This window comes from Streptomyces sp. NRRL F-5122, from assembly GCF_001507435.1.
In the GTDB taxonomy this organism is placed as follows: Bacteria; Actinomycetota; Actinomycetes; order Streptomycetales; family Streptomycetaceae; genus Streptomyces; species Streptomyces lannensis.
Genome location: NZ_LMWH01000304.1, coordinates 1 through 15742, shown reverse-complemented (window position 1 = coordinate 15742; position 15742 = coordinate 1). Strand labels below are relative to the sequence as shown.

General features: G+C 69.5%; 11 protein-coding genes and 1 pseudogene. 2 read left to right on the top strand and 10 right to left on the bottom strand.

Translation table 11 applies throughout. From position 1 onward, the window contains the following. Positions 1–87 precede the first annotated feature (87 nt). From ADL25_RS44675 to ADL25_RS51755, 6 genes and pseudogenes are all read right to left on the bottom strand, one after another. Positions 88–2389: pseudogene (locus ADL25_RS44675) on the bottom strand (hypothetical protein). A 590-nt stretch (positions 2390–2979) separates the two neighbouring features. Next, complete coding sequence (locus ADL25_RS44665) at positions 2980–3507, bottom strand: single-stranded DNA-binding protein (protein WP_059133721.1); 528 nt, start codon at positions 3505–3507, stop codon at positions 2980–2982. 44 nt (positions 3508–3551) lie between these two features. Beyond that, positions 3552–4349: a hypothetical protein gene (locus ADL25_RS44660; RefSeq protein ID WP_059133720.1), complete on the bottom strand. Its 798-nt coding sequence runs from the start codon at positions 4347–4349 to the stop codon at positions 3552–3554. Positions 4350–4390: 41 nt separating this feature from the next. Beyond that, positions 4391–5005: a cell envelope biogenesis protein OmpA gene (locus tag ADL25_RS44655; RefSeq protein WP_199839321.1), complete on the bottom strand. Its 615-nt coding sequence runs from the start codon at positions 5003–5005 to the stop codon at positions 4391–4393. A 54-nt stretch (positions 5006–5059) separates the two neighbouring features. After that, positions 5060–5491 carry a hypothetical protein gene (locus tag ADL25_RS44650; RefSeq protein WP_079051048.1) on the bottom strand — a complete coding sequence of 144 codons (432 nt, stop codon included), beginning with the start codon at positions 5489–5491 and terminating at the stop codon, positions 5060–5062. A gap of 547 nt (positions 5492–6038) precedes the next feature. After that, positions 6039–6173 carry a hypothetical protein gene (locus tag ADL25_RS51755; protein WP_267889308.1) on the bottom strand — a complete coding sequence of 45 codons (135 nt, stop codon included), beginning with the start codon at positions 6171–6173 and terminating at the stop codon, positions 6039–6041. A 432-nt stretch (positions 6174–6605) separates the two neighbouring features. On the opposite strand from ADL25_RS51755, the gene ADL25_RS44640 reads away from it, so the two are divergent. Beyond that, a complete protein-coding gene (locus tag ADL25_RS44640) occupies positions 6606–9428 on the top strand; it encodes a hypothetical protein (protein ID WP_059133717.1) in 2823 nt (940 codons plus the stop codon). Between the two features lie 177 nt (positions 9429–9605). Beyond that, entirely contained in the window at positions 9606–11477 is a 1872-nt protein-coding gene (gene mobF, locus ADL25_RS51750; protein ID WP_079051047.1) for a MobF family relaxase, read from the top strand. A 1095-nt stretch (positions 11478–12572) separates the two neighbouring features. On the opposite strand, the gene ADL25_RS44630 is transcribed toward mobF, so the two are convergent. The 4 genes from ADL25_RS44630 to ADL25_RS44615 form a co-directional block, all read right to left on the bottom strand. Next, entirely contained in the window at positions 12573–12971 is a 399-nt protein-coding gene (locus ADL25_RS44630) for a hypothetical protein (protein ID WP_059133716.1), read from the bottom strand. After that, positions 12971–13246, bottom strand: coding sequence for a hypothetical protein (locus ADL25_RS44625; protein WP_059133715.1), 276 nt, complete (start codon positions 13244–13246; stop codon positions 12971–12973). The genes ADL25_RS44630 and ADL25_RS44625 overlap by 1 nt, the downstream gene beginning before the upstream one ends. 885 nt (positions 13247–14131) lie before the next feature. Beyond that, entirely contained in the window at positions 14132–14698 is a 567-nt protein-coding gene (locus tag ADL25_RS44620) for a hypothetical protein (protein ID WP_059133714.1), read from the bottom strand. Further along, positions 14695–15603 carry a hypothetical protein gene (locus ADL25_RS44615; RefSeq protein ID WP_059133713.1) on the bottom strand — a complete coding sequence of 303 codons (909 nt, stop codon included), beginning with the start codon at positions 15601–15603 and terminating at the stop codon, positions 14695–14697. The genes ADL25_RS44620 and ADL25_RS44615 overlap by 4 nt, the downstream gene beginning before the upstream one ends. Between the last annotated feature and the right edge of the window lie 139 nt (positions 15604–15742).

The window sequence follows — 15742 nt, the reverse complement described above, 5'->3', positions numbered from 1 at the left end:
ACGGGAAAATGGCCTGGCGCGATCTACCTGGCCGGACTCCATATCGCAGCGTCACACGATGATCCAAACGAAAGACCCTAGCGCGGCTTACCGAGGCATCTTGGTGGTGCGTTCGGGGTGCGCCGCGGTGACATAGCGCATGGCGGTCTGCTCGGTGATGCCGAACAGGCGCATCAGTTTGAGCGGTCGGCGCTTTCGGACGCCTCGTTCAGGATGCGGTCTTGTCGCAGACCGCTCAGCGTCAGCCCGCGGGGAAGGGCTCCGCTTAGAAGGCCGATGCTGACGGCCGGGTGGTCGGGGTCGACCGCGGTCTTCTGGCTGACCAGCAGGTGGGGGTTGGCCGAGGCGGGCCATCGCTGGTGGCGGTAGGTAGTCCAGTCGGCGGCGAGTTGGTGGGTGAGCTCCTCGAGGTAGAGGGTGTGCCGCAGCAGGCCGCGCCGTACTTCGAGGGTGCCGCGGGAGAGATCGAGGCCCGTGGTGTGCAGCTTTCGGATCTCGATTCCGGGCAGTGCGTGGATGGCAGCGAAGGCGACGACGAGGCGACCGAGCGGCGTCGCCGCCTGGTCGAGCAGCCCCATCAGGAGGTCGGAAGGGATGGACCTCGGGATGCCGTTGAGGTCGCCGACCGGCAGGTGCGGGCGGGGTTGCGGAAGACCACTCGCTCGCGCTTCAGCGCGCGGAACAGGCTGCGCAGGGCTGTGGCCAGTCCTCGACGGGCGTAGCCGGACAGGCCATCCACGGCGTTCTCGACGTGGTCCTTCGTGATCTCCCTCAGTGAGTTCACGCCAGCCGTCGTGGTCCAGGCTGTGAGGGTGGGCTGAAGCGTGGTGAGGTAGCGGCGGATGCCGTCGTAGCCGCGGGGCTCGCCTTCGTGGCGGCCCTGCTCGCGCATGACCTTGACCCAGGTGCCCACCTCGCTCGCGACCGGCTCCGGCAGGGCGGTGAGGGTCAACTCGATCCACGCCAGGTACGCGTCCCGATGCAGGTTCGGGTCCTCCACCAACAGGCCTCGGGTGCGCAGGAACTGGCAGACGGGCTTGGCCGCGAGGTTCACGTCGATCCTGGCTAGGTCGTGCACGTCGCGTTCGAAGACGGCCGTTTCGGTGCCGAGCCAGTACAGGAGGATCGTGAGCGTGCGGGTGTTCTTCCGGTAGTCCGTCCGCTGCCCCGGTCGATGGCGGGTGAACTCCTCAAGAAGGCACTGGGCGGTCTCGGTCAGCGGCGGATCGCCCGAAGGCATACTCCGCAGCCGGGCCAGCACCGGGGCCCAGTCGCGGCGGCTGGTGAACAGCGCTTCCTGTCCGCGGCTCGTGTGCAGAGCTGGCCGTCGTTCGTCGTAGTCGGGCGCCTGGCCGTCGCCGACCGGGAACGCCTCGAACGGTCCGCCCTTGCCGGTCGGCAGTGAGATCACCAGCTGCGTGAACCGCCGGGAGGCCGGGCGGGCTTGGTCGATGAGGCGGTAGGGGTGGCAGCTGCGGCAACGGTCGTTGCGCAGGGCCAGTCCGTCACGGCCGCAGCGGCAGCACCGGCCTCGCCCCGTCCGCTCCCGCCAGTGCCGACACGGATCGCAGACGAAACCTGCCCGTCGACCGGCGGGGATCCAGGCGTAGCAGTCGGCGCACTGGCGGGGCGCCCGGGGCGGCAGCGGAGCCGGAGCGGTGATGTACGGAGTACGGGCGGGCTGGTCCGAGATGGAGAACCGCATGGGCTCGGGAGCCTCGTCCAATAGCCCGACCCGCAGCAAGATCAGGCGGACCGCGTCCCCGTTGGTCGGCAGGTCCCGCAGCATGGCCTCGGGCAGCCGCTCGGCGCCTTCGGCCTCACGCACGGCCAGGGCGAGGCGGACCATCTCGGCGACCTTGCTGCGCCAGCCCGCGGTCAATCCGTGCTCGGCCGCCATCGCCTCGATCACCTGCCGGGCCTCCTCCCACCCGGCGACCGGCCGACCGACGATCGCGCTGACCGTAGCGTCGCTCAGTGCCCGGGGCACGGTGAAGAGAGGGACCTGACCGCGTACCTGCGGCTCCAGCACCGGCGGCCCGGCGGGAGCGGCGCGCTGCCGCCGGAGCTTGGTCCACCACTCGACCCCGATACTCAGTCCGTTCTTGGTGGGGCGGCGCAGCGGCCGGGCCGACGCCGACCGGTCGCCATACATGCCGCCGACGGTGAGCTGGACAGGCCGAGGCCGCGCCTCCTCCAGGCCCAAAGCCCACTCGGCGTCTTCCTCAACTCGGATCGCCATGAGGCACGGCTTGCACAGCCCGTCCGTGTTGAGGTGTGCCTCGTGTCGGCACCGCGGGCACACCCCGCGCTCGGGGTACTTCCTCGCCCAGGGCCGGCACCCGTCGCACACCCTGTACCAGTGCACCACCAGCCATCCCAGGCACACCGGGCAGCTCCGTGCCAGCCCCTTCCCGCGCCCCACCGTCACAGGCCGGCCCCTCAGCTTGGCGGGAGCGAGCGCGGCCCGGCACCCCGACGGCTGCGCGGCACCGGCCGTGCCGGGCCCGCCGCCGGCTGTTCCTCGGCGCCAACGGCCCGGCCCCCTTGGTGGGGTTGCGGTTGCCGGTCACGGCCACGGCGCGGCCGGTCAGCTGGGGCAGTTGGTCGCTTCCGCGGACCCAGAGCCCCAGTGGGCAGTCCGGTCCGAGGTCGGCCAGGGCTGTGGGCCAGACCTCGTCCGACGGGATGATGAACCGGCAGGTCAGCTGTGCGGTGTCGAGCTCGGCGCGCGGCCTGTACTGGGCCAGTCGCCCGCTGCCGTCGAGGCGCTCGCGCAGCTGCCAGACGTCGGCGGGGGAGTAGCGGGCGAGGTCGGCGGCGACCTGATCCGGCGTGAAGTGGGCGGCCAGCGCGGCGCGGGCGGCCCGCTCGGACAGCGTGCTTGTGGGCATGGCGGCCTTTCGGGCAGGGCGCGGCACCGGCAGGCGAACCGGTGCCGCGCCAGGTGGGCGGTGAAGGGGAAGAAGGGGGAGAGTCTCAGCGGACGACGTGAAGGGGAGTGCCGTCGGCGGCGGAGGTGTCGGTCTCGGACCAGCCGGAGGACCGTTGCTTGTCCCACCAGGCGGGCGGGTTGCCCGGCTGCCTGGTGGCGGCCCGGGGTGCGCTCGGTGCTGCGGGCTGAGGGGTCGGGGGTGGGGCGACGGGAGCGGCGGCGGCTGGGCTGGGCAGGCTGGTTTCGGTGTAGGCGATGCGCTGGCGCAGGCTGACGCCGAGGTCGTCGACGCTGAGGTAGATGGAGTTGTCCCTGATCTCGGTGATGCGTCCCGTGATCAGGACGGTGACCCCGGGGGTGAGGGACTCGGTGGCGTTGCGGGCGAGGTCCCGCCAGGCCGTGCAGACATAGGGGACCGGGGTTCCGTCCCGCCATGTCTGTGCGGCGGCGTCCCATTGGCTCGGCGTCGCGGTGACGCGGAACCGGCAGACGGCGAGACCGGTTTCGGTGAAGCGGCATTCGACGTCGCTGCTGACGGTGCCGGACAACACGTGCGGGATGAGCGGGGCCATGCGAACACCTTCTAGCTCAAATACTAGTGTATTTCAGTGGTGGGTCAATCCCCCCTGCGCCACGGCATTCGGTGGCTCAGCCCCCGCAGCCACTGACGCCTCCCGCCACCCGTCGGCCGGGTCAGGACGGCGCCTGCACTGAATACCGTGGAGTCCTCGACCTGCACGTGCAGCGGCACCGTCTGACCCGGCTGGATGACCAGCTCATCGGCGGTGTCGAGGTGAACCGAGACCCGCACCGCCTGCATGCCGGCGTCCAGGTAGGCGAAGACGAGGACCCCCGCGATCTCGATGCACGGCAGCCCCTCACCGTCGGGGCCGGCTGGCGCGTGGAAGAGGGCCGCGCTGTTGATCTGGGCGCTGACCTTCTCGTCCGGGAAACGGAAGTCGTGCGACGCGGGCGCCGTGCGCACGCACCGGCCGACGTCGGTGCCGTACAGCCAGTAGTCCTCGTCGGACCGTTCGGACCGCGGCCCGTAGTAGAGGTCGACGGCCAAGCGGTCCTCCAGGGGAGGGAGGTCCGGGATGCCGTCGTTTCCTTGCACGTTGTCCCAGCTGCTGCGGACGTGCTCGGCCAGTGCCGCCAGCGCGGAGTCCTCGTCGCTCCAGATCGTCACGTCGTCCTCGTGGCGGTCCTCGCGACGCAGCACCCAGACGCTGCCGGCGACAAGCCGCGTCCGCTTCACCGGGCTGGTGAAGTCGAAGAGGGCGAGCCACTTGTCGAGGATGTCGACGGTGTCGGCGCCGGGCCACTCGTCAGTGCGTTCGCGGAGCTCGGCCATCTGCTCGTGGAGCTTGATGATGGCTTCGCCCTCGGGCGTCGTGGGATCGGGCGTGATCACAGAAGGCTCCTTCAACCAAGGGACGACGTTGCGGGTGGAGGTCACAGGTGTCCGTCCAGGAGGCTGCGCACCAGGCCCATCAGGCGCTCCTGGTCGGCCGAGAGGTGGGCGGTACGCAGGACGCGTCTGCGCAGGATCGGTACGTCGAGGCTGATGCCTGCGGGAACGTCGGCCTGGCCGGACGCACCGGTCAGGCGGTAGCTGCGGGTGTGGATCATCCAGGCCTCGTATCGGTCGGCCGGGCTTCCGCTGCGCGCGGTGTGGCCGTCGTCGGGTGTGCGGGCCGGGCAGGGGCAGGACGGATCGGTGCAGGGTCGCCCGGCGGGGTGGGTGGCCAGGACGGGGCGGTGCCGGTAGTGCGTGGCCGTGCCGTTGAGCATCGGGCAGTGCGCGGCGGCATACGGCAGGCACTCGGGGTGCAAGGCCGGTTCCGGGGAGCAGCCCTGGGCTACGTCGGCCGGGCGGACGATCAGGAAGCACCGCTCGTTGAGCGGCTGGCCGCGTATCTGGCACAGGCGGTGTAGGAAGGCGGTGCGGGCCCGGTCGGCGTCGAGGCTGCCGAAGGCGGCGTGGCCGTCGTGGATCAGGGACACCCAGGGCACGACGAGCCCGCCCGCCAAAGGCCGGCGGGCACAGCGGTGAGGTATCGGGTGCATTGGTGACTCCTTCTGGTGACGGGGGTCCGGCCATGCGGTCGGTGCCGTGGCGCGTCAACTGGTCGCGGGCGGGGGAGGGTCCGCGGGGCCGCCGGTCAGGAGCGCATCCCAGTGGGCGTAGCGGCAGTCGGTCGCGGAGTGCAGTCGAAGGTGCAGCCAGCTCAGGTCCTGTTCGGCCCGAAGGATTCCTTCAGCGCCGAGGTTCACGGCCCGGTGGTACACCGTGTTGTCGTCGGGATCGGCGCCCACGATGATTAGGCCCAGGCGGTGGGGCATGTGGCGCAGCGTGAAGCCGGTGTAGCTGCGGTCGTCCAGGAGGACGAGCGGAGCCCGCTGGTACTCCTCGGCGTTGAACAGCGGCGACGGCAAGTGCCGTAGGGGGACCGGGCAGGGCTCCAGGCCGATGGGGTCGTCGTGGGCGCTGTCGCTGATGACCAGCACGGGCGCCGGGGATCTCTCCTGTGGTGCGTGAGCTGAGTCGGACATGGCGACGGTTCGCTTTCGTCAGGCCGAGCCAGAAACCGGCTCGGGAGTTGGTGGCCGCGGGGCGGGACGCTTCCGCTTGTCCCGCCCCGCACGGGTCGGCTCAGCCGAGGGGGTACAGCACCAGGGCCGGAACGGCGGTGTCCGGGATCTGCGGGTACAGCTCCCGCAGCTCCTTGTCCTGCTTCAGTTCCTCGGGTAGCGGGTAGGTCTCGCCGACCTGGTCAGCGGGGGAGAGCGGCGCGTATCGCGAGTTTTCGTAGGTGGAGAAGGGCGAGTAGCGGTGCCTTCCGTGTCGGCTGAGAGCACGACGAGCGTGTCGCCGGGCAGCTTGCTCCAGTCGTTGCGGACCAGCTGGCGCAGCACGGCAAGGGTTAGAGGGCGGTCGCGGCGGTCGTCGTCGGCGGAGGGCGGTGCCTGTTGTTGGTCGGTCATGGTGGCCTTTCGAGAGCTGGCCGGGCGGTGGGGTCGCCCGGCCGATGGGCTGGGCGGATTCCTGCCTGCGTTCGTGCCGCCTCATCGAGCGGGGCGGCACGAACGCAGGTGTGGGTCAGTCCTCGATCAGGTCCAGGCAGGAGACCGGGATGCCGTTGCCGGGGATGCGGTAGCGCCGGGCGTTGTCGGGGACGCGGTAGCGCGCGTTGCGCAGCACGCGGGTGGACTCCTCGTCCAGCAGGAATCCCACGCGGCTGGTGCTGTTCGTGGTGCCGACGCTGGATCTGGCGGCGCAGACCGCTCTGGCCTGGCGCCGCGAACGGCCCTGCTCGGCAGACCGCTGAAACGGCACAGGAGCAGCCCGCACATGCCACGGTCTATTCAGACAGCGAACTGCAGGCCCTGGCGCAAGACCTCCGCAGCCGCCTGACGCCAGAGCAGGTGGAGAAACTGATCGAGCTGCTCAAAGGGTGATCCATCGCGGGTGCTTACGCCGTAAAGCACCCGCCCTATGGGCCTGAGGCCTGTCACCCAGAACCGAAGCGCGGGGTGCTTACGACGTAAGCACCCCGCGCTTCGCTCAGTGTGCACAAACTGCGCCACCTTCGGGAGAACGCTCTCCGCCGTGCTGGCCTCGGGGGTTAGCATCCGCAGGTTCTGCACTCGGGGGAAGGGTGGGCGGATGCTGCGGTTACAGGCCTGGGTGGAGTTATGGGGGGCGAGGGTCCTCGACTTCCTGAGCGGGGGCGACAAGGACGACATCTACCACCGGTGTGTGCTGGCCGCGCTTGACGATCCCGAGACGGCGCGGCTGCTCGATAAACGGGAAGGCGTGACCCGGGACGCGGTTCTGGAGCGGATGAGGACGGTCACATCCCACCACTACGCCACCATCCGCTGCCCGTCTCTCCCCTTTGACGAAGCGGTCGAGAAACTGGACGAGGCCCGGAACAAGCACGAGAGGGCAGCGCGCGAGACGCAGTGGAACTGGCGGGTGGTCTGTTTTCTGATCGCGGTCGGGGCGCTGGCAGTGCTGATCTTCGGCGGAATGTTCGCCCTGCTTGTAGCGGTTCTGGCAGCTGCAGCCGTGATGTTCACGCTGTTCTGGCGCGGCTCGAGGGCGTGGTTCAACCTGAGACAGTGCCTGGTCGCTGCAGGGCTGGGCGTCGCCTGGCTGGTGCAGCGCTTCGAGGTGGGGGTGTGCGCCGCCCGCTGGGGTGAAGACCTGCAGGAGCGAGGCACCGGCCCGGTGGTTGCCGATCTGGTCCGGCACATGCTGGGTGACGACCCCGACTCCCTCTTCATCCCGGATGACTACGAGTGGGGCCTGCGCGCGCCTCGAGCACCGGGCTACGTCGTTGAGAACGGGGCCCGGCGGCAACTGGAGCGCAAGCTCACGCATCTCGAGGACGGAACCATCGCGGTCTGCGGTCCGCGGGGTGCGGGGAAGACGACGCTGCTGGAGCAGTGCGTCAAGAAGGCCGGCTTCGGTGTGATCGTCCAGGCGCCGGCCACCTATACCCCGCACGATTTCCTGCTGTCGCTGTCGGTGCAACTGTGCGAGCAGTACATGCGCGACCAGGGTTATGACCCGCCCGAGTTCGCGCAGTTGTCGCCTGTGCGCAGGCTGTTGCGGCGTGTGAGGTTTCAGGCCAAGCGGCTGGGACGGTGGAGTTCCTTCGCGGTGCCCGCCGCCGCCCTGCTGGTGCTGGGCCTGTCTGCCTCGGTGCGCTCCCTGTATGAGCAGTACGCCACGTCCGTCTCTGCCTTCGTGCGCACGCACACCGATGCGATCCGCGACGACGTGATGGCCATCTGGCACGGCCACGCAGTCGTCGCGAGCGTGACCATCACCTTCGGAGGGATCGCCTGGTGGCAGGCGCGGCATGCTGCCTGGCTGCCGCGCATGCTGGGACGGCTGTGGATGCGTGGCATCAGGCGCATCGGGCTGCTTCTAGCCTGGGCATCCGCTGCCACAGTGCTGCTGGACGAACAGATCCGCCAGCAGGTCCGACACCTCCACCGAACCCAGCCCGAGGCTCTATACCAGGCCGTCGGTTACACCGGGGTGTTGATGGTCGTGTGGTGGCTCTTGCGCCTGGCTCGCGATTCCGGGGTCGAGTTCCCCCTCGGGAGGTGGCCCGTCTCCCTGGAGAAGATCTTCCGCCCCTTGGCCGCCGCTGCGGGGACGTACCTGCTGCTGTATCTCATCGACAACCCGCAGACGCACACCCTCCTGGCGGACCCCGAGAACCCGCTGCGGCTCGCGGGCATCATCGCCGGAGTCCTGGTGTCGAAGGCGGGAGACTGGCACCCGCAGCCGGAAGAACCCGAACTGGTCACACGGTGCCGCAACCACCTTTTCCGCCTCCAGACGATCCAGCAGGCCACCCACGGCCTGACGACCGGCGGCGCTGCCCAGATCCTGAGCCTGGGCACCAACCACACCACGTCCGTCTCCACAGTCCCCCCGAACTACCCAGAACTGGTGGAAGAGTTCCGCGAACTGCTCAAGTGCATCGCTGCTGAGAAAGTCGGAGAGGGCAAGACCGTCTTGATCGCCATCGACGAAGTGGACCGCCTTGGTGCGGATACCGAAGCCCTGGCGTTCCTCCGAGAGATCAAGGCGATCCTTGGCGTTCCCTTGGTCCACTACCTGATCTCGGTCGCCGAAGACGTCGGGGCCGCCTTTGTCCGCCGGGGCCTGCCACACCGAGACGTCACCGACAGCTCCCTGGACGACATCGTCCACGTTCAGCCCAGCACCCTCAAAGAATCACGCGCCATCCTCGCCAAGCGCTCCCAAAGGCTGAAAGACCCGCACGTCATGCTCGCCCATGCCCTGTCGGGCGGCATCCTGCGCGACCTGCTCCGCTACGGGCTGCAGCTCCGCGAGATACAGGACAAGACGCAGTCGTACGAGCTCACTCACATCTCCCGCCACCTCATCCTGGAAGAACTCGCTGAAACATTCGCTGGCTTCAGGACCTTGCTGAGCAAACAGCTGTGGACCCACGACACCAGCAGCGTCCTCGCTTCCTTCCGCACCCTCTGCGGCTATCTGCGCGACCCCTGCCCGTGCGTAGAAGCCGACATGCTGCGAACTCTGGATCAGTTCGCTTTCTACACCGAGGGTCCCCGACCACGCCCCGTGGACGCCGGCGACCCACCGCATGTGCCAGCCGATCCGGACCTCAGCAGCGACGCACGCCAGCTCATCGACGAGGCCTCCACATACGCCTACTTCTCGCTCACCCTGCTCGAGATCTTCAGCACTGAAGGACTTGAGCGCCGCACGCAACTGGCAGCTGAGCACGGCCCGGACGGCGACCCTGAACGACTGGCCGACGCACGTCAGGAACTCGGCATATCGCCCTACAGCGCCCGACCTCTGATCGACACCGTCCGCAAGGCATGGTCGCTACCCCTCGGACCCACCCCTGGCGGTCGCGTTTCGCCACCAGCCCGTGTTTGCCCCCGCCATAGACGCCCGGTCATCGAATGAGCTCGGCCGTTGCGCAGCATTTACATGGCCTCGATCGGGCGGCGAGGGTGCCCGCCTGACGGGCTCGGTGTCGCCGTCGGCGCCCGCCGTACAGGATCGGCAGTGGAGTTCCGGTGAACTGTCCCGCCTCACGGGATCGCGCTTTTCCACAGGTCAGAGTGGGTGTCCTCTGTGGGGATGCTCAGTGTCGCAAAGGTTCAGAGGCGTAACGCGTGGCGGTACTACGTGCGCGGAGTCGCGTTCGGAGACGGCAGCCGTCCGGTCGGCCAGTCATTGAAGGACGCCCAGGAGATGGCCGGCCTCCCGCCCAGGAGGTGGTTGGGGCGCGGCCTGGCTGCGCTCGGGCTGACTGGGGGCGCGGAGGTGTCCGAGCGGCAGATGGAGCTGCTGTTCGGGATGCTCCGGCACCCGGACGCCGACCGCATCGAGCGTGACCTCCTGGACGACGGTGCCGACCCGGCCACGGCACGGCTGGCCACCGTGCTCGGGCAGCCGATCGAAGAGATCGAGGCCCGCAAGCAGACTCCGTTGCTCGCCCTCGACTTCACCTTCCGGCCGCCGGCGTCCCTGATCGTGCTGTGGGCGCTGGGAGACGCCAGGACGCGCCGGATCATCGAGCGGGCCCACGAGCGGGCCCACGAGCGGGCCCACGAGCGGGCCATCGCCAAGGCGCTGCGCTGGCTGGAGGATGAGGTCGCGGAGACCCGGTGGTCCTCCGGCCGCGACCGCGCGAAGACCCCGGCCTTCGTGGTCGCGGCGTTCCGGCACTTCGACAACCGGGACGGCTTCCCGCTCCTGCATGACCACTGCCTGGTCCTCAACCGCGTGCAGCGCCTGGACGACGACGGCGAGCCGGTGTGGGGGGCCCTGGACACGGTCCGCCTCTACAAGTATGTGGTGGCCGCCGGGACGCTCTACACCCTCGCGATGACGACCGAGGTGTGTGAGGAGCTGGGGGTGGCGACGGTGCCCCGGGAGGTGACGCCGGGCCTGCGCCCGGTGATGGAGACAGCCGGTGTCGACTCCGAGCTGATCGCCTGGTCGTCGACCCGCCGTCAGCGGATCGAGGACGTTCTGGAGGGCCTCACCTACACGTACGCGGAGAAGCACGGGCGGCTGCCCGGCGAGCGCGCCCGCCATGGCCTGGCCTGGTGGGCGGCGCAGGACACCCGCCCCGAGAAGAAGACCCCACGCCCCTTGAAGCAGCTGCTCGCATGGTGGCGGGCCTCCGCGCTCCTGAAGTTCGGCAAGCAGATGGTCGACGGGCTCCTTCAGCGCTGCCGCGCAGCGGGTGCGGCGATCCGGGCCCTGGTGGACCCGGTGGTGGACACCGCGCTCGCCGCCGTCGACGTCGCCGCGGTCGTCTTCACCGTGCGCGGCACCTTCGCCCGCCGTCACGTCCTGGCCGAAGCCCGTCGGCACTTGCTGGAGACCCTGCGCGGCCAGGAGTTCACGCGCGGCCTGGACGACTACATCGCCAACCGCGCCTTGTCCCACCACTCCCGCCAGCTCACCGTTCCCCAGCCCGGCCGCCGGACCTCGGCCTCCGACCAGCTGAGCTACACCGCCGACTTCGCCTGGCCCGGCCGCTGGTGGATCGCCGGCGCCGACGGCAAGCCGCTGCGGGCCGCCACCCGCTACGAGCGGGCCAGGGTTGCCAGCCTCGCCGTGCGGAACACGATCCGCGCCACCCGCACCACGCCGGCCGCCACACCCACCGACCACCACACTGAGGCGCCGCACGGCGTCGACCATCCCGGGCGGGACGCCGCGCTCACCCCGGCGCAGCGGGCCGCCGCCGTACAGGCCCACCATCAGGCCGCGATGCCGGAGCAGTTGGAGGGCCGCACGACCGACCCGGAGACGTGGATGCGCACACCGGCCAACCTGGAGCGGCTCGCCGCCATCACCCGCGCTGCCGACGCCCGCCGCCGCGCCCTCGAGGACCGGGAGCTCCCGGCCCCGGCCGCCGACCCGGTCGACCCGCGCCGCCAGGAGCACGAGCAGCAGCACCCGCAGCCCGGTCCCGGCCAGGGCATCCAGCCGTGACGGCCGGGGACCGGCCGACGGGACGGACGAGGAAGTCACCGTGCCAGGCGCCGGGAGACGACTGGCCGCCCGGCCCCGGCGCCACCCGGGAGCGGGGAAGGTGCGGGGACCGTTCCCCTTTGAGCGCGGAGGACCCGATGGTTGCCCCGATCCCGCCGTACCTGTCGCCGGAGCGCCTGAAGTACCTCGAGCGGCTCGCGGACGCATCCCGGCTGCGCACGGCGCTGTTCACGTCGCCGACGCCGACGCCGACGCGGCGGGTTTTGGTGTTGGACAGGAAGACTCCCAGTTTCACGGCGTGCTCTTCGCCGTTGGTGACAACGGTCTCTACGTGTCCCCGTGGGACCCGTCACAGAGCCTGTTCGCGCCTCATACTGCGCCAGGGGCCCCAACGCCCCGCTCGAAGGCGCCACAACCGCTTTTGCGGGTCGCCACAAGCGTTCTTCCGGCGTCGGCAATGGTGTGACGCCGAGTTGCTCCAGGCGCTCGCGCTGCCCGTCCATCAGGACGTGCCAGATGGCCCGCGGGCACGGGTGCTTCGGCGGTTGCGGACCGATGCCCGGTGCTCGAAATCCGGTTCAAGATTTTTTGTCGGTGGGGGTGGTTCTCGGCCCAGAGAGGTGAGGGCGGAGGGGTTCCGCTCGCGAGAGATGGTCGAAATGCCCTTGTGGGTAATGGTGTTGGCGTTGTGCGGCGGCCTGGTGTTCGGCTGGAGGCGGCCGGAGTCGCGATCGCGGCAATGACGCTGGCCGTGCTGCTGCTGGAGCGCCGGTGAGCAGGAAGGGCCGCGTGAACGGTGCGGCGGCACGGAGACCGGAGATCGAGCAGATGCAGCAGCAGTCGATGCCGTGCTGGGTCGCCGGCCCGGTGCCCGGATCGGCCAGCACTGCAGCCTGTACTCGCGCGTCCCGGAGCGGACTTGAGACGTGCGCCTGGGAGACCCCCGCCCCAGCCCGTCGGTGCTGCTCCCGGGGTAGCAGTCGTGGGCTTTTGTGGTGTCGGGTTGTGATGGACCGGGCTCGGAGCGAAGCGACGATGGTGTCGGCGGTACAGGCGGGCTCGTGCGACCGTCTACTGCCGCCGGGCGGCTTACGGCTACTGGCCCGGGTGGACAGCCTGGACGCCGGTGCCGGCGTATGCCTTCGGCGTCACAGTGAGCAGGAACCGGCCGGTGGGGTGGGCGGCGGAGGGACGGGCTGCGTGGATGGCGTGGACGGCAGCCCAGGAATGCCCGAAGCGCAGCAGCTCGGTGGCGGTGACCGCGGCGTCGGTGTCGAACGCCTCGATGCGGATGAACCGTAGCCCCTTGATGTAGCCGAGCAAGCCGGGCCGCTCGGCGTCGCCGGCCGTGAGCGACAGTACCGGCGCATACAGATCACCGAGTCCGCCGGAGGCTTGGACGTAGAACGCGGCGACTGCCTCGTTGAACGGATCCTTCGGGTCGTACAGCGCCGCGGCGGTTGTGTGGTCCAGGACGACCGCGATCGCCGCCACTACGCGGCCGCCCGCGGACCCTGCGAGGCGGCGCCCAGGCGCTCCAGCAGAGCTCGGGCCTTCGCCTCTGCCTCCGGACTCGGCGCGCTGCCGAGGGCGGAGACGAGCTCGGCGCGGGCCAGCTCGGCACGCTCGACGTATTCGGCCTGCGTCGGCGTGCTCTGCGCCAGGTCCTCGACCATGCTGCGAATGGTGGTGCCGTGCTCAGCCGCTAGCTGGGCCAGCCGGTCCCGCGCGGCCGCGCTCACCTTGATGCTCGTCTCATCTGCTGTCATATCCCGACTCTATCGCGTTCCTCTACTGATGGTAGAGGAACGCGAACATGCCTCCCTGGTGCTCCCCGCCAGCGGCCCGGGCTGGCTGCGGTGCGCAACCTGCGGCCCCGACTCACCACCCGCCGGCTCGCCCGGGACGACTTCCTCGACGTGGCTGGCCTGCGCGGACAGCCCTCGGCCACGACGAGGGCATCCTCGTCCACGGCAGTGCGTCCGGTCTCTATCGCCGTGAGGCTGCTGCGGAGCACCTGGATGGCCAGGCTGTGCGGGTGGCGCTTGCCGGTCAGGAGCATGGCGTTGAGAGCGTCACCCGGTTGAAGAGTTCGGCCGAGGTTGAAGTCGGCCGGGTGATAGCCCATGGCTGCTGCGCCTGCGCGGTAGAACAGGTCGAGATGCGGGCGTGGCGTCGCACCGCTACTCGCTACGAGAAGACTGCCCCGTTCCTTCCAGGCCGCCGTCACACTCGCGTCACTGCTGATGTGGGCGTGACGTTTTGACGACAGACTGTAGTCGCCCCGGCGGGTGTATGCCTCGATCTCGGGGTTCCAGGTGAACCCCTGGGCGGTCAGGTACGCCTCGGTCCAGGGCGGGAATTGAGGGAGGATCCACCTGCGCACGGCGGGCAGGCGAACACCTCGATGTCGAGTACGTGCGCACCGAGACGGCCGCGAGAGATGCCCGCACTGACCGCCCCCCGCCACCGGCTTATGCAGGCAGTCTGATCACGACTCGATACGGGCCCTAGTCCGCACGTGCGACAAACAGCTTTGGGCGCCCGGCCGCGCCTAGGTATAGAGCTGGAGGAGGCCGGCCGCTTATCGAAGGTTTCTCCCATTCCTCGCGAGGTCTACGTGCGGCCGGCCAGGGACGCCCAGCGTGATCCGTTCAGTAAGGTGCCACTGCATGCCCCGATGTCGGACGGATCATCGCCGTCAGGATCGGCGAGTGCGGAGCCGGATGACTGACGCCGATGCCCCAGTACCCCCACGACTCGTAGAGCTGCTGGACCTTTCCCTCGCCGGCGGCGGGGTTCACCATCAGCGACACGTAGGGCTTGGCGGAGTATGCGGCGAGTAGCGCGTCATGGAGTCGCCGTGAGGTGCCAGTCTTCCGCCATGGGACGGTTACGCCCAGTTCCTTCAATGCAACGACGGGCTGAGCGGTGTACTCGAGGGCCGGGGTTGGTGAGATTCGTTTCCACCAGCGGTTTTCCCCCTCGATGACGTTTCCGTACGCGTAGCCCACCGGCTTCCCACCGTCGGTGTAGGCCAGGACGGCGGCCCACCCTGGTTCGCTGCCGTGCCGGTCCAGGCGCTCGGTGAACGCGCTCACCGTGTAGTTCGGCAGGTGCAGTAGCTCCCCCCGTACATCGGTGTACGCGGCGATGAGGTCTGCTCGGGCCGGGGCGAGGTCGGTATAGGTCATCAGGGTGGTTCTCTGTGCTGTCGTCACGCTGCAGTCCCCCAGGTGGTTCGGGCGTGCTCGTACCAGGTGGTTGCGGCCGTGCTGGTGGGTGCGATGACGTTGAGCCGGCCGCCGAACTCGTTCAGCATCAAGGCGACGCGAGGGTGTTGTGTAGCGGCCTCCGTCTCTACGGAGAGTGCGGCGTCCGTTGCCGCGTCGATGGCGCCCTGCTCGAGCTGGGCGCGGGCCAGGCGCGCGATGGTGATGGCCTTGGAGCGTCGCATGTGGGGGCGCAGTGCGGCCAGGCAGCGATAGGCGTGGTACTCGGCCTTTTCCCAGTCTCGCAGTGCCAGGTAGGAGGACAGGGCGAGCGAGTCGAGCTCCGCTTGGTCGTAGAAGGCGTTCAGCCAGACGGGGCGGTCCGCACCCGGGTCGGCGCGGTCCATGGCGCTCTGAGCTTCATCGTAGGCGCGGCGGGTGCCGATCGGGTCTCCGGATGCTCCGTGGATGGCCATCTGCCGGGCCAGGCCGAGGGAGGCGAACATGGGGTCTCGGCGGTTGAGGTGGAGGCTGCGGGCGACGTTGTTCGCGGCCATGGCCTGCGTGGGCCGGCCGATGTGCCGGTACATGGTGCTGGCGTGGCTCCAGATGCGGAACTTGATCGCCTGGTCGCCTGCCATCTCCGCTAAGGCCTGTGCTTCCCGCATGTGGCTGATCGCGATGTCGAAACGCCGGCCGTCGATGGCGGCCCACATGGCGGAAGACCGGAAGGCGGCTGCGCAGCCGTAGAGGTGGCTGCGTACGCGTTCGGTGGCGCTGCAGGACTCCTGCAGTTTCAGCGCGGTGTCTGCGAGAGCGACGGCGTGGTTTTCGATGTTGAGCTGTCCGCCGTGGCGGTGGTCGCTGGCAATGACTTCGGCGAAGCGCTGCTGTAGGCGCTCGACGTCGGTCATCCCGATACGGCGCGGGGTCCTGGTGGCGGGGGCGGCCGCGGCTAGTGCCGCATCAGGCAACGTTTGCCCTGTTGTGATGTGACGCGCCGTCCGGATGCTGTGTTGGACGGCGCGTGGGCGTCATTCTGTCCGGGTGGCG